This window comes from Desulfobacterium sp. N47, from assembly GCF_051233685.1.
GTDB lineage: Bacteria > Desulfobacterota > Desulfobacteria > Desulfobacterales > RPRI01 > RPRI01.
Window position 1 is genome coordinate 1 of the sequence record NZ_JBAMMY010000206.1, and the last position, 19710, is coordinate 19710.

Consider the following 19710-nt stretch of genomic DNA (forward strand, 5'->3'; position numbering starts at 1 on the left):
CTCTGACCTGATGGCTTCCAATGCAACCTTTGCTTTAAAATTCCCTGGATATTGCTTTCTCATTCTGTCTCCTTTATAATGGAGTCAATATCACAGAAAAAGCAGCTTAACCATCAGTTCAAATTTCGGGGTCCATTATAAAAAAGTAACAATAAGAATGCCCGGAAACAGTCTGTTAAACGGATATATAGTTTCATATCCTGAGACAGCCGGAAGAATCCCCGCAGAATTCTCGGGTGTATTTTCTGAAGCAAAGCAGGCAATAGAGGTAAATATTGCAACATCATCTCCTCTTCCAGGTAAGTACCAAATTGATGGCTTGCCTATAAAAGTCTATTTTGGCTTCCCTGGTTTTTAGAATCCGCCTGATCAATGCCGCTTCTTGTTCACTAATATCTTATGATAGAGTACGCAAACAAGAACCGCATTATTTGAACTTACAGCATATGAAACAACAAAATTTATTAATTAAAAAAATTGAACGCCGGATTAACAAAGCCATGCAGGCGGACAGGCCGGCCCTTTACCGGGAAATCACAAAGCTGAAAAATGCCTCTTTAAAAAATCCTGCCGTACCTGAAACTGAAAAGCTGCTTTCAGGTATTACTAAAAAACTTGATGCTTCCATTCATGAACAAGCATTAAGAAGAAAAAATATTCCCAGATTTGATTTTGATCCCGCACTTCCCATAACGGCCAAAAAAGATGAAATCATAGATGCAATTGTTAAAAATCAGGTTGTTATTATTTCAGGTGAAACCGGATCAGGCAAAACCACTCAGTTGCCAAAGTTCTGTCTTTTTGCAGGAAGAGGTGTTTTTGGTAAAATAGGCTGCACCCAGCCCAGAAGAATTGCAGCAATTACAGTTTGCGCCCGTATAGCCTATGAGCTTGGTGAAGAAACAGGAAAATCCGTAGGCTATAAAATCCGTTTTACAGATAAAACGCATAAAGACTCATATATAAAAATAATGACCGACGGCATTTTGCTGGCCGAAGCCAATAATGATCCGTATTTAAATGAATATGACACCATAATTGTTGATGAGGCTCATGAAAGAAGTCTTAATATTGATTTTATCTTAGGAATACTTAAGACTCTCCTGAAAAAAAGAAAAGACTTAAAGCTTATTATAACTTCGGCAACAATCGATACCGATAAATTTTCGAAAGCCTTTGATAATGCCCCGGTAATTGAAGTTTCAGGCCGGATGTTTCCTGTTGATATACGCTACCTTCCTGCTGAACCCGAGCCTGAAAAAAATGATGATAAAAGCTATCCGGATCTTGCAGCAGAAGCTGTGGATAAAATAATTAAAGAAAATCCCTATGGCGATATGCTTATATTCATGCCCACCGAGCAGGATATCCGGGAAGCAACCGAAACTCTTGAAGGAAGAAAATACAGATCGGTAGAGATAATACCTCTTTTTGCAAAACTTCCGGCTTCAGAACAAAAAAAGGTATTTTTCCCTCTTTCATCAAGAAAAATTATCATATCAACCAATATAGCAGAAACATCAATTACTATTCCGGGCATAAAATATGTGATAGACACAGGTCTTGCCCGCATTCCGCATTATACCCCAAGGTCCCGTTCAACTGCTCTTCCGGTGCTTCCTGTTTCAAAAAGCAGCGCAGACCAGCGAAAAGGAAGATGCGGAAGAGTGGAAAACGGTATCTGTGTGCGCCTTTATACCAAAGAAAATTATGAAGCCCGCTGCCTATATACTCTGCCTGAAATTTTAAGGTCGAATCTTGCCGAAGTTGTATTGAGGATGATTGCTTTAAAGCTTGGCGATGTTTCTTCCTTTCCCTTCATAGACAAACCTTCACCTAAAAGTATCAATGACGGGTATGATATTCTTTTAGAACTGGGAGCTATAAAACAGGAAGAAGGAAATAAGGCGCTCTATTCCTTAACTCCAACCGGCAGGCTTATGGCATCGCTACCGGTGGATCCCAGGCTTTCAAGGATGTTAATTGAAGCGCCGGACAGAGGCTGTCTGGAAGAAATAACCGTGATCGCAGCAGCCATAAGCTCTCAGGACCCAAGGCAAAGACCTGCCGATAAAACAGAAGAAGCAGACAGAGCACACAAGGTTTTTTCGGATCCGCTTTCCGACTTTATTACTCTTCTTAACATATGGAATAAATACAATGCGGTTTGTGCTGCTACTTCCGGTGCAAGAAAATTCTGCAAGGCTAACTTTCTATCTTTTAAAAGGATGAAAGAGTGGCGCGATATATACACACAGATAACAAATATCTTAGTTGAAACCGGTATGAAAAGCCGCAAACAGGAAAGATTGAAAGCTTTAAGCGATACAAGTAAATCAGACAATAAATTCAGCCCGCTTTATACCGCCATTCATAAATCAATACTCAGCGGCTTTTTATCAAATATTGCCATGAAAAAAGAGAAGAATAATTTTTGTGCAACAAGAGAAAAATCCGTTATGATATTTCCCGGCTCAGGATTATTCAAAAACCCGCCGGCATGGATAGTATCTGCCGAAATGGTCGAAACTTCGCGCTTTTTTGCAAGAACTGCTGCAGCCATCGAAAGCGCCTGGATAGAAGAAATCGGAAAAGAACAGTGCAAATACTCCTATTATGAACCGCACTGGGACAGAAAGCGCGGAGAAGTTGTGGCCCTTGAAAAAGTTAATTTATACGGACTTACAATCGTTTCAGGAAGATCGGTATCTTACGGAAGAATAAACCCGGAAGAAGCTTCGGATATTTTCATAAGGTACGCTCTTGTTGAAGAAGATATCGATACTTTCTTTCCTTTTATGGAGCATAATAAAAAAGTAAAAGATGAGGTTCTGGATATTGAAAACAGGTTAAGAAAAAGAGATATTTTTGCCGGAAATGAAACCGTGTTTGAATTTTATAAAAAACGGCTTTCTGCAATCTATGACATCCGGACGCTTTCCCGGCAGATAAAAAGCACAGGAAACGATAAATACCTTCGCATGAAAAAAGAAGATTTGTTGCGCTACATACCTGATGAAGAAGATCTGTCTCTTTATCCTGACAGTATAAACTTAGGTGAAAAGCCTTTTAAATGCCTTTATAGTTTTGATCCGGGTAAACCTGATGACGGTATAACCGTTAATATTCCACTTTCTTCCTCATCATCCGTTTTGCCTGATAAAGCGGACTGGCTAGTTCCCGGATTGTTTGAGGAGAAAATAAGCGCCCTTTTAAAAGGACTTCCCAAAGAATACAGAAAGAAATTGCTCCCGGTTTCCAACGTATTGAATACAATCATAGAAAAAATGCCGAGAGGAAAAGCTGCGCTTGCAACAGAGCTTTCAAACTTTATTTTTTATAATTTCGGAGTTGATATTCCTGCAGGTGCATGGTCGGATGACGCATTGCCCGGGCATCTTAAAATGCGCTTTTCAATAACGGATGCCAAAGGAAAAGAAATCCTTTCGGGAAAAGATAAAAGTATTTTGCTAAAAAATTTTTCAAAGCCCTTAGATAACAAAATGCTTGTTTCGGTTAAGAGAAAGTATGAAAAGACCGGTATTATAAAATGGGATTTTGGAGATATTGAAAAACAGATATTGATAAAGGAAGACGAAAATACCAGTAGAATATATTTTCCGGCGCTTGAAAAAGATCAAGATTGCGTCAATCTGAGAATATTTGAATCCGAAAAGCAAGCCCGGATTTCGCATAAAGAAGGAACTATCGCTCTTTTTTTAATATCTTTCGATAAAGAAATTAAATATGTAAAAAAACAGATCTCGCTTCCCGGAGAATTTCATAAATTTACTGTCTTTTTTGGCGGTATAAAAAGTTTTGATAAAATGCTTTTTAATGGCATAATAAAGGATCTTTTTGATAAAGACATACGGACTGAAGATGCCTTTAACACTTATTCTTTGTATGTCCTTAAAAATATATTTTCTTGCAGTCAAAAAATAATTAAACACCTTTGCCCGGTATTGGAAGCTTTTCATGAGGCCAGATCGGTTTTGCAGGATCTATCCAGAAAATGCCGTCTTAATAACAAAGAAGCTTTTTTAATGATAGAAAAACTTGAAAATGAAGTTGTCAGACTTTTGCCTGATAATTTTATTCAGTTATATGAGCCTGACCGGCTTTTGCATCTTCCCAGATATCTTAAAGCCACATCAATCAGAGCACAAAGAGCTTTAATTGATCCTGAAAAAGATAAAATAAAAGCAAAAGAACTTGAAGCTCATACACTTTCTATGGACAAACTGCTGAAAAGCATTTCCCCGTTTACATCGGATGAAAAAAGAAAAGCCATGGAAGAATACTTCTGGCTGATTGAAGAATACAAGGTCTCCCTTTTTGCCCAGGAGTTAAAAACACCGATTCCGATCTCTGCTAAAAGACTGGATAAAAAGCTTAAAGAAATCGAGCGCCTGATATAATTAAGAACATGATAAATAAAAAACCCTCAATTATCGTAATCTGCGGCCCTACAGGCATTGGCAAAACATCTGCCGGCATAGAAACCGCCCAGGCTTTCGGCGGTGAAATTATAAGCGCCGATTCGATGCAGGTTTATAAATACTTAGATATCGGAACCGCAAAACCTACAAAACAGGAAACCATGCGTGTCTTTCATCATATGATAGACATCATAGATCCTGATGAAGATTTCAGTGCTGCAAAATTTGCCTCAATGGGAAATGAAATAATAAACAGACTCGAAAAAGAAAACAAGGTTCCCTTTATAGTAGGTGGAACCGGACTTTACATAAAAGCTCTGGTTCACGGTCTGTTTGACGTCAAACCTGCTTCAGATAGCGATTTCAAGATTCATCTTAAAAAACAGGCCAAAGAATACGGAACAAAGTTTTTATACGATCAACTAAAAAAACTTGATTCCAAAGCCGCAGACAAAATACATCAGAATGACACATTCAGGATAATAAGAGCATTGGAAGTATTTGAGTCAACAGGCGTAAGTATTTCTGAACATCAAAAAAAGCATGGTTTTTCGGAAAACAGGTTTAATGTTTTAAAGGTCGGCCTTAATATGGAAAGAGAGGCTCTTTACAGGCAAATAGAAAAAAGAGTCGATTTTATGATTGAAGCCGGTTTTGAAGATGAGGTAAAGCGGCTTCTTGACATGAATTATGCAGCAGATCTTAAATCAATGCAATCTATCGGATACCGGCATATGACAGATTATATAACAGGCCGCACTACCTTAGATGAAGCTATACGCACATTAAAGCAAGACACCAGAAGGTTTGCAAAACGCCAGTTAACATGGTTTAATGCCGATCAGAATATCATATGGGTAAGACCTGATCAGGTTGAAGATATTAAAATACTTGTAGGGAAATTTCTAAATACAGGAAGTGATTTACAGTGACATCTTTAGAAAAAAACGCATCCCGCTTTCTGGTCGAAAACATAAGTCTGTTGCCCAAAGGCCGTGTCCTTGACATAGCTATGGGTGAAGGACGAAATGCCGTTTATCTTGCAAGCCGGGGTTTTACGGTGGAAGGAATAGACATATCGGAGGAAGCTGTAAAAATTGCCGAAAAAACTGCCAGGCAATCAGGGGTGAATATCAGCGCCCATTTTACCGATCTTGAAAAAACCGCATATATTATTAAAGACAGTTATGATGTCATTATCTGCTTTAATTACCTGCAAAGATCGCTCATACCACACATAAAGGCAGGCCTGCACAAAGGCGGTTTTGTTGTGTATGAGACATATATAATTGATCAGATTCGGTTCGGAAAACCACGAAATCCTGATTTCCTTTTAAAGCACAATGAATTGCTTGATATGTTTTACGATTTCAGGTGTCTTAGATATCATGAGGGAATTTTTGAAAACAGAAAGGCATCGGCGGGGATAATTGCACAAAAAACGGTTTCGTAATAATTTGCTACGGCAGGGTCAATCATAGCTTTAATCTTTTTTCCACTGATGCCGGGCTTTTCTTTTCAGTATTTTAAAATGTTACCAGGAAATAATATGATCAAATCGAAAATAAAAATAAGAACTAAACATGTGCCTGCAGGTCTCCGGATTCTTTATGAGGACAGAGACATAATCGTGATTGATAAAAGTTCAGGGCTCTTGAGCGTTGAAGCTAATTACGAAGCAGAAAATACGGCTCATAATCTGCTTACAAATTATGTCAGAAAAGGAAATCCAAAGGCAAGAATCAACCTGTTTGTTGTGCATCGGCTGGATCGTGAAACCTCCGGAGTATTGATCTTTGCTAAAAGCCTGGAAATTCGTGAGAAATTTGCAGCGCAGTGGAAAAATGTTGAAAAAAAATATATAGCTCTGGTCTATGGCAATTTAACTAAAAAAAGCGGCATTATAGAGTCTTATCTTGCTGAAGGAGACAATTATAAAGTTCAATCTGTTAAGAATCCAATAGAAGGAAAGCTTGCCATAACCAAATATAAAGTAATAAAAGAATCTAAAAATTATAGTCTCCTGGAAATTGATCTTTTGACTGGTAAAAAAAATCAAATTCGTGCTCACCTGTCTGAAAATGGGCATCCAATTGTCGGTGATACAAAATATAGAGAAAATACCAAGGGGCGCTTAGCTTTACATGCATTTTCGATTAAGTTTAAACACCCATTTAATAATGAAGAAATGATGTTTGAAGCGAAAATACCGGAATATTTTTTGACTTATTTTAAGCTCAATGGCAAGTCTCCCTTTGAGAGCGCTGATAAAACCGGCAGGAAGCAGTAACCCAAAGGGCAACTATAATGTACATCATTATATCATATTAGGCAGTTATTCTTGACATATAAGGATTTATTTGGTACAGAAGTAAAAGAGGCTTTTGGAAAAATTCAGGATATTTGATATTACTGAAAGATTAACAGGCTTAAATTGATTAATAAAATAACAAATAATTGGCCGATCGTTTTGGCGCAGAAAACGGATATGTCCGTTATGCAGAATTGTTACGGACCGGGTATTTCTGCGCAAAGTCAAAACGATGAAATTATCCTTGAAAAAAAAATTTCGCACCCTGTTGTACATACATATGAAAAAGGCACACTTATAAACATTTATGCCTGAACCTGCTTTGCTATTTTCCCGCAAGACTTACTGTTATTTTTGCCGCTTTATCTTTATCTATGTATGATAAAATCGTGCCGACTGCTTCTCCTTTCATTTGTGAAAGCAGTTCGACAGCAAAATCATTATCAAGTTTTCCTATCAATTCTGCTGCAGTTTGAGGTTTCATCGTAGAATACGCTTTTATCAGGTGTTTGATTTTCTGAGCATCGATGGTATCTTTTTTTGCGAAATCAAGTTTTATCTCTTCTCTTAACCGCGTCAGTTGTTCAATTTTTTTGTTAATATCATCCTTTACAGCTGCAAGCTCCTCCTGCTGTAATTTAAGCTCTTCCTGCCGTGCTTTAAGCTCGGCTTTTTGTTTTAAGATAAAAGGCAGATTGTCCTGTTTATTTTCTTCGGCAATTATCGGGCTGGCTTTGATTGCATCTGAGACATTTTTGTTTTCCGATGCAATTGCATTTTTGGCAAAAAACAGATTATTTGATTCCGTTTTGAAAACGAAACATGACATAAATATTATTTTAAGAACAAGCAAAGATACTAATGCAATATAAGCAATTGATTTCATGCTGTCAGCCTTTTGCTTCTGATAATTACGGTTTCATCGGATAGTTTCTGTTCATCTTTTTCTGCATATTCCTTGTATCTTACACTCTGTATATCCTTTAATTTTTCAAGCATTTTTCTTCTGATCAATTCCTTTTTAAGCAAGCTTCTGTGCAATTGAACTTTTTCCTGTGTTTCTTTCAGGGCAAGGCTTTCTGATTTCTGGTCATCGCTTAATTTATTAAAATAATGATTATAGCACTGAAATCTGAATGTACTTATTCCTTTGGACTTTTCTTCGCTGCATTTTGCTGAAAGCTCGGTCTGTTTATTTTCGATATCCTTAATTGCATTTTCCCTGCTTTGATATTCATGTATGGTATCGCCAAGTCTTTTTTGGGCTTTCTTTTCAAGATACTTCCTGTAGCGCAATACTTTTTCAAGCCTGAAGGAAAATCTCTTCATTTCAACCTGCTGCCATCAACTGGTTCAGCCGCTGAACACTTTCATCAAACCCTGAGTTTTCATCAATTTGCTGCTGTAAAAAAGTATTGATCCTTCCAATCATTTTTTTTGCAAAATCTATCTCAGGATCACTGCCGCTTTGATATGCGCCAATGTTAATCAAATCTTCTGCATCTTTGTAAACGGCAAGGATTTTAATCAATTTCCTTGAGCGGTTATAGTGATCGGATGACACAATGTCTTTCATTACTCTGCTTATGCTTGCCATAACATCAATTGCCGGATAGTGTCCTTTATGCGAAACAGCTCTGGAGAGTACGATATGTCCGTCTACAATGGAACGAACGGTATCTGCCACAGGCTCGCTCATGTCGTCTCCTTCGACCAGTACATTATATATGCCGGTTATACTGCCCTTCTTCTCAAGATTACCTGCCCGCTCAAGAAGCTTAGGCATCTGAGTAAAAACGCTGGGTGTATATCCTTTTGATGTCGGTGGCTCTCCGGCAGCCAGACCGACTTCTCTTAAAGACATGGCTACTCTGGTAACAGAATCCATAACCAGAAGAACATCTAGGCCCTTATCCCTGAAATACTCGGCAAGCGCTGTTGCAAAATAGGCAGCTCTTATCCTTATAAGGGCGGGTGTATCTGATGTGGAAGCAATCACTATTGATTTTTTCATTCCGGCCTCGCCCAGTTTTTTTTCGACAAACTCTTTTACTTCCCTGCCACGCTCTCCGATCAAAGCAATTATTGAAACATCTGCGGCGGTATTTCTTGCCATCATGCCCATTAATACGCTTTTACCTACACCCGATCCGGCCATAATAGCAATTCTCTGCCCTTTTCCAACGGTTATCATGGAATTTATAGCCCTGATACCGACGTCCATAACTTCACTTATAATTCCTCTTTGCAACGGGTTGATAACCTCTCCATATACAGGATATTCGGTGTCGCAAGTTATTTCACCTTTTCCATCTATTGGCTGCCCCAGCCCGTCAATCACTCTGCCGATATAAGCATCACCAACGGGAACTGTTGAACGGCTGGTAATTTCAATAACTTTGCTGCCAGGCTTCACGCCTCTGAGTTCTCCAAATGGCATCAGAATCAGTTTGCTGTCTTTAAAGCCAACAACTTCAGCACGTATAAAATGTCCCGGGGTAGTTTCAATATCACAAAGACTTCCGATACAAAGCCCGGGACCGTTTGCTTCAGCTATAATCCCGGAAAGTTTTACTATTCTGCCTTGAAGCTGCATTGGACGGCATTTATCCAGAGATTCAACATATCGGTTCCAATTAATCTCTTTGCCAAGGTCAATCAATGATGTTTTCCCTAAATGCTTCTTCAAGGCATTTGCTGATTATTGAAAGTTGTGTTTCCATTCTGGCATCTACATCGCCGCATGGAGTTTCAAGAAAACACCCACCTCTTTTTATAGATGAATTTGAAATTACTTCCACCGATTCCAGCTCATTAAACCGCTGGAAAATTTCCGGCCTCAAGTTGTCGATGTAATCAAAATCTTCCGGGTTTACTTTCAGGCGGATAGATTTTTTTTCCGTTGCCATATTAATAGCATTTATGACTTTTTTGCCGATAACAGTGCCGTTTAATTCAACCTTATGATCAATAATTTTTTCGGCGACAGCACAAATAAGACCTAAAATTTCCTTTTCATAAAACTTTAAGATGTCTGCTCTTAAAAGATCAATTCCTTCCAGAAGACTTTCTATATTTTCAACAATTTTTTGAGCCTTTGCATTACCCAGCTCCAGACCGTCTTTTTCACCCTGCTCAAAGCCTTTCTCATATGCTTCCTGCTCCAGCAAAACGGCTTTTTCCCGGGCCCTTTTTATAATTTCTTCAGGGTCTTCATCTTTACGGTACTTACCGTTTATATCTATAGGGTAGAAAACGGAGTTTTTTTCCGTTTTGTTTTTAATCACCGTAAACGGCTCTTTTTCTTTCTTAGGGCCAGTGGCAAAAGAATCAAATGGCTTTATTTCATATTGTTTCAAGACTTCTCCGCTTGTGTGATGATTAATTTGCATAAAGCTCTGTATCTACCCGGTCAGCAATTATACTTATACTTTCATGTAAGTATCGGACTCATGCCCCGATCAAACAAAAACATCTTCTTTGCCTTTACCCGAAATAACGATTTTGCCTTCGCTTTCCAATTTTTTTGCAACCCTGATAATTTCCTGCTGATTCTTTTCAACCTCTTTGAGACGAACAGGGCCAAGCACCTCAAAATCCTCTTTGAGCATACTAGATGCTCTTTCTGATAAGTTGCTGAATATTTTCTGTTTCATCTCTTCAGAAGCGGTCTTTAAAGCTCTGACAACTACTTCATTGCCGATATTTTTTAAAATATCTCTGAAGCTCTTGTCGTCAATTTTTATCAGGTCTTCAAAAACAAACATCTTCTGCCGGATTTTTTGGGCGAGTTCTCCGTCTTTTTTTTCTATATGCATCATTACGTATTCTTCAGTTGTACCGTTTACTCCGTTTAAAATATTCGCAAGAGCCTCAACCCCGTCAAATTTTCTTTTTGCACCTGTTCCCATACCTGAAATTTCTTTTTTTAATAAATCGTCAAGATCTCTTATTACATCATCCTGTACATCACCGATGTTCAATATTCTGTATGCTATATCGGCTTTTTGTTCGTCAGGCAGTTGGCATAGTATTTCAGCTGCTTTATCCTGCGGCAGACTTGATAAAACAAGTGCAATAGTTTGTGGATGCTCACCCTTAAAAATATTTATTATGTTTTCTGCAGAAAGATAAGCAAGCTCAGCAAAAGGAGTATTTTCGTTTTCCCTTTCTATGGCTTTTACAACCTCTTTTACCGGAGATTCCCCTGCAGACTTATCTGCGACCTGCTTTAAAAAAGATTTGCCGGATACTCCAATAGACTTTTCACTTTCGTAACTTTTTAAAAAGTCATTCATAACCGAATTCAAAACATCAGCAGGAACATAGGATATTTTGGACATATATTTGCCTATCTTCTTGATAGTGTTCTGATCCGTATTTTTGAAAAAAGAAGCGGTAAATTCTTCGCCCATTGCCATCAAAAAAATTGCTGCTTTCTGGAGTCCTGTTGTTTTATCGGTATCATTGGTGTCTAAGTTCATTTTCTACTCGTTCATCCATCCCCGGATAAGTTGTTCGGTTTTCTCGGGATTGCTCTTGCTTATTTCGATAACCTTTTCAATCTGGCCTTTTGTTTTTACACCGGGAAGCTGTGCGTTTGACTGCACCGCGGCCGGAATCTCCTTTACATTAACAAATTGTTCCTTTGGCATATTTTTTAATGTATTAATCAGCGGCTTTACCAGAACAAAAAATACTGCGATCAGCAAGCAAAAATTGATTAGAGAGTTTTTGTAATCTTTTAAAAGTGCCATGAAATCAAATGGCTCAGATGCCATCTGAATGTCACCTGGTAATGATTCGGAAAAAGGTATGGAACTTACGGAAATCTTGTCTTCACGATCTTCATTGTAACCCATTGCACCTTTTACTATATCTTCAAACTTTTTTAATTCCTCATCCGTTCTCGGGATATAATTTCTTTTATCGGTGCCGTCAGCCGACTTAACCGTTTCGTAACGCCCATCAATTACTGCAGCTACAGATAAGCGTTTAATTGTTCCGGCAGGCTTTGATATTACCCTCGTAACTTTATTAATTTCATAATTTGTGAGGGTATCTTTTTTTCTTTTTCCGTTTTGGTCTACCGATTCCGCAGGAATTACACCTGCTCTTTGATTAATTAATGACGGGGCACTCTCTGAAGAAGCATTGCCTGCCCGAAAAGATTCTTCAATATCCCTTTTGCTCCTTACAACGGCAGCCGCAGGATCATATTCTTCTTCGTTCATGCTTGTTTTATTAAAATCTATATCGGCGGTTACCCTCACAATTGCATTGCCTGATCCGATGATTCCCTCCAGCATACTTTGAACATTTCTGCTGATTTCACTTTCAATTTTCGATTTATAATCCAATTGAGAATTATTTAAAAAAGTATTTGTCTGGTTACCATTTCCACCTTTAAAAATCACCCGCCCTTTCGTATCAACAACTGTTACCTCTTCAGGCTCAAGTCCTTCAACAGCACTTGCAACAAGATGAACAATAGCGGAAAGACGTTCCGGCGGCAGGTTTGACTTTAAGTCTAAAAGTACCGAAGCTGAGGCCGGTTTTGTATCTTCTGCAAACAGCGTCTCTTTTGGAAGAACAATAAATATCCTTGAACTTTTAACTTCATCAAAACAGTTTATTGTTCTTGCCAGTTCCCCCTGCAGGGCTCTCTGGTAATTCAGGCTCTGTACAAATTGAGTGGTTTTATAATCTGTTTTATCGAATATTTCAAAACCGATCTGGCCATCTCTGGGAAGCCCGTCCCCCACCATTTTAAGACGTAGCTCATATACCTGATCAGAAGGAACAAGTATCAGAGATCCGCCGCCTTCAATCTTATAGGGGATGTTTTTTTCTTTAAGTTTTTCTATGATTGCGCCGGCATCCTGTGCTGAAAGATTATTAAAAAGAACCCGGTAATCAACCTGATTAGACAACATAAACATAACTGCAAAAGCTGCTATCAGCAGTAAAACTGTAACGGAAATTGTGATTTTCTTTGCAAGCGGTAACGACTTTATGAAATTTAAAAACTGAACTGCGGAATCATTCATTTTTTATACTCTGCTTATGCCTGGATGTTTAAAATATTTAAAACTGCATGTGCATTATTTCTTTGTAAGCTTCAAGAGCCTTGTTTCTAACGGACAGAAGCATTTTCATGGATATTTCGGCTTTTTGAAGATTAATCATAGTTGTGTGAACATCTTCCTTTCCCTGAAGAAGATTAACAATTGATTTATCCCCTTCTTTTTCCGTGCTGTTCACATTATCAATTGCATTTTTTATGACCTCTTTAAATCCTGTTGAGTTGTTCGATGTTATCCCTTCACTCTTATCGAAGCTGATCGGATTAAAATTTTGAATTTTAAGATCGTTCATTTTTTATTTCCCTATTTCAAGTGCTTTTAAAACCATTTGTCGTGTTGATTTGATAGCCGATAAGTTTGCAGAAAAAGCATTTCGGGCCATCAGCATGTTTGCCATTTCAACCGCAAGATCCACATTTGGTTTACTGAGGCAACCGTCTTTATCTGCATCAGGATGGCTTGGATTATAAACAATTCTAAAGGGTGATTCATCCTCAACAATTGCGTCAACCCTTACTCCTTCAAGTTGTGAATCAAGTACTTCGTCAAAACTATCAATCGGCTCAGAACCAATAGCTATCATTTTCCTTCTATAAGGGCCGCCTTTTTCTGTGCGGGTGGTTTCGATGTTTGAAAGATTTTCAGCAATAATGTCCATTCTTTTTCTCTGAGCATAGAGCCCTGAGGAACTGATTTTCAAAGATTCCATAAAATTCATTCTAACGCCCTCCTTCTCTGATAACTTCTTTTATAAGAGAAATTTTTCTTAACATTACTTCCGCTGCTGTTTTGTATATCAGGTTGTTCTCTGTCATCCTGTTTACCATTTTATCAATACTTACATAGTTTACGCCATTCCAATCGGATTCTTCCTCAAAAGCTTCTGCCTCCTGATTGGCTTCGTTATATAAGTCAATATGACCGGCATTCGTTCCGGATAAGCTTATTTGTGATTCTGATCCGATTGCCTTAGCCATAGCAGCTTTAAAATCAATGTCTTTAGGTCTGTACCCCGGAGTTTCCAGGTTGCTTATGTTGCTGGAAATAGTATTCTGACGCTGATAAGCAACGCCTATGGCATTTTCAAGTATATTAAATATGTTGCCGAATGATAAGTTTAAAGGCATTAAATTACTCCTTCCATATGGCCATAAAGAGTATTGAGTTAGATTAGAAAGTTTAAAAAGTTTATAATTGTAAATTAAATTTATAAAATATTTCTATCTTATTTTTTTAGATTGAAGCAAATTGCGTGCCTCTTTACTGCTCATCCATTTTTTGTCTGTACTCATTAAGCTTATTTCTCAGAGTTCGAACACTGATGCCAAGTATATCAGCCGCATGTGTCCTGTTTCCCTTCGTTTTATCCAAGGTCTGAAATATCACTTTTTTCTCAAGTTCTCTTAAGGAAACTTCCGGAATTACAGATTGCAGCAAAGATCCGGGATGAAAGGCAGGCACTGATCGACCGTTTAATGACAGCAGCTTTTCGTCTATTAAGTTTCCTTTGCACAGCAGAACCGCCCTTTCCATCACATTTTCCAATTCTCTTACATTGCCTTTCCATGATCTTTCCGTTAGCGCTGTAATCGCATTTTCCGTCATACCTTTGACAGCTTTATTTTCAAGTTTGTTATACTTTTTTATAAAATAATCGGCCAGCAAAGGTATATCGTCTTGTCTTTCTCTTAAAGGAGGTAAATGGAGAGGGATGGTATTTAAGCGATAGTAAAGGTCCTCCCTGAATTTTTCTTCATGTATCAGATTATCAATATTTCTGTTTGTAGTGGCAATAATTCTCACGTCAACCGGGACGGATTCAGTTCCGCCGACTCTGTCAATTTCCTTCTCCTGAAGCACTCTTAATAATTTTGACTGAAGCTGATAATCCATCTCACTGATCTCATCCAGTAGAATAGTGCCCTTATCAGCTGCTTCAAACTTTCCTTTCTTTCTGGCGATTGCTCCTGTAAAAGCACCCTTTTCATAGCCAAAAAGCTCGCTTTCCATAAGTGTTTCCGGAAGAGCTGCGCAATTTAGTGCTATAAAAGGTTTATCTTTACGGGCACTATTCTGATGTATATGTCTTGCAAATAATTCTTTTCCCGTACCTGATTCACCATGTATGAAAACAGAGGCACGGCTGTTTGCAATCTCTTCTGCATAATTCATGAGATGGTTCATTTCGGAGTTGTTCGTAATTATTGCATATTTGCCATTCATAGATGGTTGCTCCGCAACAACCGGCGCCCGGTATATCCCGGACACAATACATTCAACTGTTTCAGCGGCCAGCGGTTTCAAAAGAAAGTCATAAGCGCCGTTTTTCATAGCTTCAACAGCTTCCTTCACACAGACATCCCCGGAAATCAGAATTACCGGTAAATTTGTGTCTATTTCCTTTATCTTCACCAACAGTTCAATTCCGCTCATCCTGGGCAAATTCAGTTCGGAAATTACCATATCGTATTGATTGCCAGATATTATATCAAGTGCAGCATATCCATCGCTGACAGCAGATAAGCGGTAACCGGCTCTGTTAAAGAGACTGGTCATTGCAGCCGTTTCGTTTTTGTTGTTCTCCACAAGCAGCACACATTTTTCTTGCATAGCAGATGTCTATCTCCTGTGATTATTTAACTCTGTCCCGCTTGCTCAGCAGCTCCTTAAACATTATTGCTTCCAGCCTTTCATTAGCAAGCTTGCTCCATAAAGGATCGCCGCTCTTGGCAATCCGATTATATGCGGAAATATAATCGCTTTTCCTGTTAAGTGCTTCATAACATTGAGCGGCTAAATACCTTATTTTCATATTTTCAATGGCATCTTTTTTTAAAGTTAATGCATTGTTAAACAATAAAAGAGCATCTTCAGGTTTGCCGAGATGAAGAAAAATCTCCCCGACCTTCAGGTAAACAAATTGAGGTTGTTTCGGATTAGCAGATAATAATTGTTCTGCTTCCAGTGCCGATTTAAGGCTATCGTTGTTTAAACCCGACGCTGCTAAAACCCGGGCTTTGTCTGCAAGGAGCATTATTCTATCCTCAACTTCAGGTTCACTTTTTAGTGCTTGCGAAAACATTTCAATTGCCTGCTCATATTTTTTATTTTTTTCGAAGAAGATTCCTTTAAAACTGTATGCTTTTGCGACGAATTCTCCTGACTGATATTGTGCCGTCAGTGAATCCAATTTTTTCAATCCTTTTTCCTGCTGCCCATTTTCAAAATAATATTTTCCAAGATAATAAAAAAGCTTCCCGGGTTTTTCTTTTTCCGGAAGAACGGATTCTGCCTGCAAAAACAGTTCAGCAGCCGTATCTTCCAGCCCCAGTCGTATGCAGGCAGACGCAATTGCTATTAAGGTTTTTGGAGGAGCAAGCCGTTTAATAATATTTTTTTTTCTAAGATACATATTTACCACATCTATGTATGCTTCTTTATCATCCTCGTCATTTTTCCTGTCTTTTAAAATCGCCTCAATATTGTCAGTCAATGCATATATGATTTCAGGGTATAATTTTGATAAAGGGTAATTATGCAGTAAACTTTCTAATACTTGCATACTCTTTTTGTAATTTTTTTCTTTTTGGTAAATTAGAGCAAGTTTGAGCCGAGTGTACTCAAGCATGGGGTTTTTATTGTCTTTACTCAGGTATTCACTGGTAATCTTTTCATAAATTTTGCGGGGTGAAGACAGATCATTTTCGATAGTTGCAGGAGAAATAAAATTATTCCCATTTTTAAGTTCTCCGTTTTCCTGTTGTTCCGCCAGACGGGTCAGGCTTATCTGTGCCCCTTCCGTATGCGGAAATTGTTCAAAGACCAGCATATAAATTTTCGATGCGGATTCGGATAATTTATCTGCCCTATATGCGTCTCCGATTTTACTTAATACCAGATGATTCACCTTGCTATCAGGATATATATTATAATATTCAAAAAGGTTTTTTATTGCTGCATTATAATTTCCCAACTGGTAGTAATTATAACCGAGATAAAGTGCAATATCAGGATATCTATATATATTTTCATGGTTTTGCCCTAATTTGTTAAGAAGAGCCATTGATTTCTGAAAACTGTTCATCTCAAAAAGCGTTTTTGCAATGCCAAGTTCCGCTTCAGTATTTCCTGAATCAGTATTATGAGCTTGAATTATAATCTCGTAGATAGAAAGTGCTTCCGGGTATTTGCCTTTTTGGAAAAGCGCCTCGCCTTTGTTTAGCAAAGCTCTTACAGTAGTATGGGGAGAAATGTGTTTTTCGATAACACGGTTATAATATGCCATAGCTTCACCAATATTATTGGTTTTCAAACAAAGATTTCCTGCTGACAGCAGGGCATCGGGAGTGAATGCTGAAGAGGGAAATTTATAAATTGCATCATCATAACTGTTTTTAATTACAGAAAAATAATCGGAAGAAGTTTTTGCGTAAAGTCGGTCAAAGGATTTTGCCAGCAAAAAATGCGCTTTCTCCGAATACTTTCCTTTTGGGTATGACTGTATTAGATTGTTGAGGCTATCAACCGATTCTTTAAAATGACTGTCTTTAAAAGCATTAGCTCCGCTTAAAAACAGAGCTGCCTCTTCGCTGCCGTCATTAGGTTCGAGTTCGGTCATTTTTTCCAGTAATAATTTTCCCGGATCAATTTGCGGTTTCTTTTCCGGGACTATATTTTCCGGCTCAGGTTTTTGAGCAACTGTTTCTTCATTTCCTTTTGGATTGTTTTCAGATAAATCTTTAGTTGAATTTGTAAGATTATTATTTTCAGATAATGATATCCCGGAAGCTATTGTCTTATTCTGTCGGCCATTTTCCTTTGCTTTTACTTCTTTGCCATCACTCTTTTTGTCTGTTGCAACCAGGATAATTAACTCATGCTTGCTTACGCGATGTGAAAACTTTGGTATACTTGCCCCGTTTATATCTAAGACTATCCTGATATTACCCGAATGGTATCCCGCTCGTATGCTTTTTATATTTGAATATTTTAAGGCATTCTCTATGGATCTGAATGAAGCCCCGTCATACGGGATGTCATAAATAATTCTTGGTGGTGAATCCATAACCGAAGCGTTCTTCACCGTCATTATTTTGCCGCTTTGGACGGTAAAGCTTGTTTCTTGATCGTTGCCTGTTGCAGAAATTGAAACAACTTCTTTTCCTGTGTAATCCATAATGGGAATAAAATTATTGCCTGAAACTGCAAATGAATACGACAAGCCTGATAGTGTAAGCAATATAATAATAAACAGGATTTTATAAATAAGAGGAGTTCGCATAGCTCCTGTTAGAAGCAATTATTATGCCAGTAGATAGCAACTGATTTTTAGTGTTTACAGTTCAATATTATAGAATTATTTATGATGGTTGAAATAAGGCTTTTCAAATGGTGAAATTTAACAGGTGCCATTATTTTGACGAGAAAGATGAATCCTCAGATAGGCAGGAAAATATATAAAAATGATCTTTAACCGGTTTAAGCGCAGACTGAATTGGAAAAATTCTGTTTTTTCATTTTTTCAACAAGGGTTGTTCTCTTAATATTTAAAAGCTTTGCGGCCTTTGCCTTGATCCCGTCGCTCTTTTCCAGAGCTTCCATTATAAGCCTTCTTTCGTAATCCTGAACGGCAGTATCAAAGGAAACAACTCCGTCAAGCGCCGGAGCAGTGTCGCCTTTGGGAAATGATACCTCAGCCTGCTGTATGTATTCCGGAAGATCTTCAAACTCAACTACCTGTTTATCGCAAAGGACAACTATGCGCTTAATCGCATTTTCCAGTTCTCTCACATTACCCGGCCAGCTATAGCCAAGCATTGCATCCATTGATACAGGGTCGAACCCGGTTATTATGTTGTTCTCTTTTTTTTGAAACTTTTTTAAGAAATAGTTAATAAGCAACGGTATGTCGGTTTTTCGCTGTTTTAATGTAGGCACCTTTATTGAGATAACATTTAACCTGTAATATAGATCTTCTCTGAAGGTATTGTTGTTGATTGCTGCGGACAAATTTTTATTGGTGGCCGCAAGGATACGCACATCAGTATGAATTGTTTTGGTTCCGCCAACTCTTTCAAAGCGCTGATCCTGAAGCACTCTTAACAGCTTTACCTGTAATGCCGGACTCATTTCACCTATTTCATCCAAAAACATAGTACCGCCGTTCGCCATTTCGAAACGGCCGATCCTGCTTTTATAAGCTCCTGTAAATGCCCCTTTTTCATGTCCGAAAAGTTCACTCTCCAGCAAAGCTTCCGGAATAGCGCCGCAATTAATAACAACCAGGGGCTTTTCGCTCCTATAGCTGTCATAATGGATAGCCCTTGCTATTAATTCTTTTCCCGTGCCGCTTGGACCTTGAATGAGAACCGAAATGTCCGTATCGGCTATTTTATCAATCAGGCTGAATATATTCTCCATAGCCTTACTGCTGCCGATAATATTAGTGTATGAATATCTTTTTTTCAGTTGTTTTTTCAGCCGGATATTTTCTTCCTCAAGAGATTTAAATTTAACGGCTTTCTCGACAACAACAAGGAGTTCAGCCGATGTAATTGGCTTTGTTATGTAATCAAAAGCACCCTGCTTAATGGCCTCAACAGAACCTTTGATGGTTGCATGGCCTGTTAAAATGATACATTTTGTTTTAGTAAGTTTTGACACAACATGGTTAAGTACAGCCATGCCATCAACGCCCGGCATCATCAGGTCGGTTAAAACAAGATCAAAATGATTGGTTTCAAGCTCTTTAATTCCCGAAGCCCCATCAGGAGCAAACACCGATTCATAGCCTTTTTCCTGTAAGATATTTGCTATTAATTCTGCTTCAACAAGATTGTCATCTATGATCAAAATTTTTTCCATATCATAA

Annotated in this window: 17 protein-coding genes; 5 read left to right on the plus strand and 12 right to left on the minus strand. The window is 38.2% G+C overall.

Annotated features, from left to right (window positions below; all coding sequences use genetic code 11):
• Positions 1 to 157: 157 nt before the first annotated feature.
• The 5 genes from VXK47_RS13320 to VXK47_RS13340 all read left to right on the plus strand — a co-directional run bounded on the left by VXK47_RS13320 (position 158) and on the right by VXK47_RS13340 (position 6732).
• Positions 158 to 358, plus strand: a complete 201-nt coding sequence (locus VXK47_RS13320; RefSeq protein WP_435549275.1) for a hypothetical protein — start codon at positions 158 to 160, stop codon at positions 356 to 358.
• 88 nt (positions 359 to 446) lie between these two features.
• Positions 447 to 4421: an ATP-dependent RNA helicase HrpA gene (gene hrpA / locus VXK47_RS13325; protein WP_435549276.1), complete on the plus strand. Its 3975-nt coding sequence runs from the start codon at positions 447 to 449 to the stop codon at positions 4419 to 4421.
• A gap of 8 nt (positions 4422 to 4429) precedes the next feature.
• Positions 4430 to 5374, plus strand: coding sequence for a tRNA (adenosine(37)-N6)-dimethylallyltransferase MiaA (gene miaA / locus VXK47_RS13330; RefSeq protein WP_435549277.1), 945 nt, complete (start codon positions 4430 to 4432; stop codon positions 5372 to 5374).
• Positions 5371 to 5895 carry a class I SAM-dependent methyltransferase gene (locus VXK47_RS13335; protein ID WP_435549278.1) on the plus strand — a complete coding sequence of 175 codons (525 nt, stop codon included), beginning with the start codon at positions 5371 to 5373 and terminating at the stop codon, positions 5893 to 5895. The genes miaA and VXK47_RS13335 overlap by 4 nt, the downstream gene beginning before the upstream one ends.
• A gap of 96 nt (positions 5896 to 5991) precedes the next feature.
• On the plus strand, positions 5992 to 6732 hold the full coding sequence (locus VXK47_RS13340) for an RluA family pseudouridine synthase (RefSeq protein ID WP_435549279.1): 741 nt from the start codon (positions 5992 to 5994) through the stop codon (positions 6730 to 6732).
• Between the two features lie 346 nt (positions 6733 to 7078).
• On the opposite strand, the gene VXK47_RS13345 is transcribed toward VXK47_RS13340, so the two are convergent.
• The 12 genes from VXK47_RS13345 to VXK47_RS13400 all read right to left on the minus strand — a co-directional run bounded on the left by VXK47_RS13345 (position 7079) and on the right by VXK47_RS13400 (position 19703).
• Positions 7079 to 7639 (minus strand): MotE family protein, encoded by a 561-nt coding sequence (locus tag VXK47_RS13345; protein ID WP_435549280.1) that lies wholly within the window; start codon positions 7637 to 7639, stop codon positions 7079 to 7081.
• Positions 7636 to 8082, minus strand: coding sequence for a flagellar export protein FliJ (gene fliJ / locus VXK47_RS13350; protein WP_435549281.1), 447 nt, complete (start codon positions 8080 to 8082; stop codon positions 7636 to 7638). Before fliJ ends, VXK47_RS13345 begins: the two co-directional genes overlap by 4 nt.
• A 1-nt stretch (position 8083) precedes the next feature.
• Complete coding sequence (locus tag VXK47_RS13355; RefSeq protein ID WP_435549282.1) at positions 8084 to 9442, minus strand: FliI/YscN family ATPase; 1359 nt, start codon at positions 9440 to 9442, stop codon at positions 8084 to 8086.
• Positions 9408 to 10112: a FliH/SctL family protein gene (locus VXK47_RS13360; protein WP_435549283.1), complete on the minus strand. Its 705-nt coding sequence runs from the start codon at positions 10110 to 10112 to the stop codon at positions 9408 to 9410. Before VXK47_RS13360 ends, VXK47_RS13355 begins: the two co-directional genes overlap by 35 nt.
• Positions 10113 to 10214: 102 nt before the next feature.
• Entirely contained in the window at positions 10215 to 11237 is a 1023-nt protein-coding gene (gene fliG / locus VXK47_RS13365; RefSeq protein WP_435549284.1) for a flagellar motor switch protein FliG, read from the minus strand.
• Positions 11238 to 11240: 3 nt separating this feature from the next.
• Positions 11241 to 12803, minus strand: coding sequence for a flagellar M-ring protein FliF (gene fliF, locus VXK47_RS13370; RefSeq protein WP_435549285.1), 1563 nt, complete (start codon positions 12801 to 12803; stop codon positions 11241 to 11243).
• A 37-nt stretch (positions 12804 to 12840) separates the two neighbouring features.
• The gene (fliE, locus tag VXK47_RS13375; protein WP_435549286.1) at positions 12841 to 13131 is read right to left on the minus strand and encodes a flagellar hook-basal body complex protein FliE; all 291 of its coding nucleotides are present in this window, start codon (positions 13129 to 13131) and stop codon (positions 12841 to 12843) included.
• Positions 13132 to 13134: 3 nt separating this feature from the next.
• Positions 13135 to 13557 carry a flagellar basal body rod protein FlgC gene (gene flgC, locus VXK47_RS13380; RefSeq protein ID WP_435549287.1) on the minus strand — a complete coding sequence of 141 codons (423 nt, stop codon included), beginning with the start codon at positions 13555 to 13557 and terminating at the stop codon, positions 13135 to 13137.
• Position 13558: 1 nt separating this feature from the next.
• Entirely contained in the window at positions 13559 to 13966 is a 408-nt protein-coding gene (gene flgB / locus VXK47_RS13385) for a flagellar basal body rod protein FlgB (RefSeq protein ID WP_435549288.1), read from the minus strand.
• Positions 13967 to 14099: 133 nt separating this feature from the next.
• Entirely contained in the window at positions 14100 to 15449 is a 1350-nt protein-coding gene (locus VXK47_RS13390) for a sigma-54-dependent transcriptional regulator (protein WP_435549289.1), read from the minus strand.
• A gap of 22 nt (positions 15450 to 15471) precedes the next feature.
• Entirely contained in the window at positions 15472 to 18120 is a 2649-nt protein-coding gene (locus VXK47_RS13395; RefSeq protein WP_435549290.1) for a tetratricopeptide repeat protein, read from the minus strand.
• Positions 18121 to 18317: 197 nt separating this feature from the next.
• The gene (locus VXK47_RS13400) at positions 18318 to 19703 is read right to left on the minus strand and encodes a sigma-54-dependent transcriptional regulator (RefSeq protein WP_435549291.1); all 1386 of its coding nucleotides are present in this window, start codon (positions 19701 to 19703) and stop codon (positions 18318 to 18320) included.
• Between the last annotated feature and the right edge of the window lie 7 nt (positions 19704 to 19710).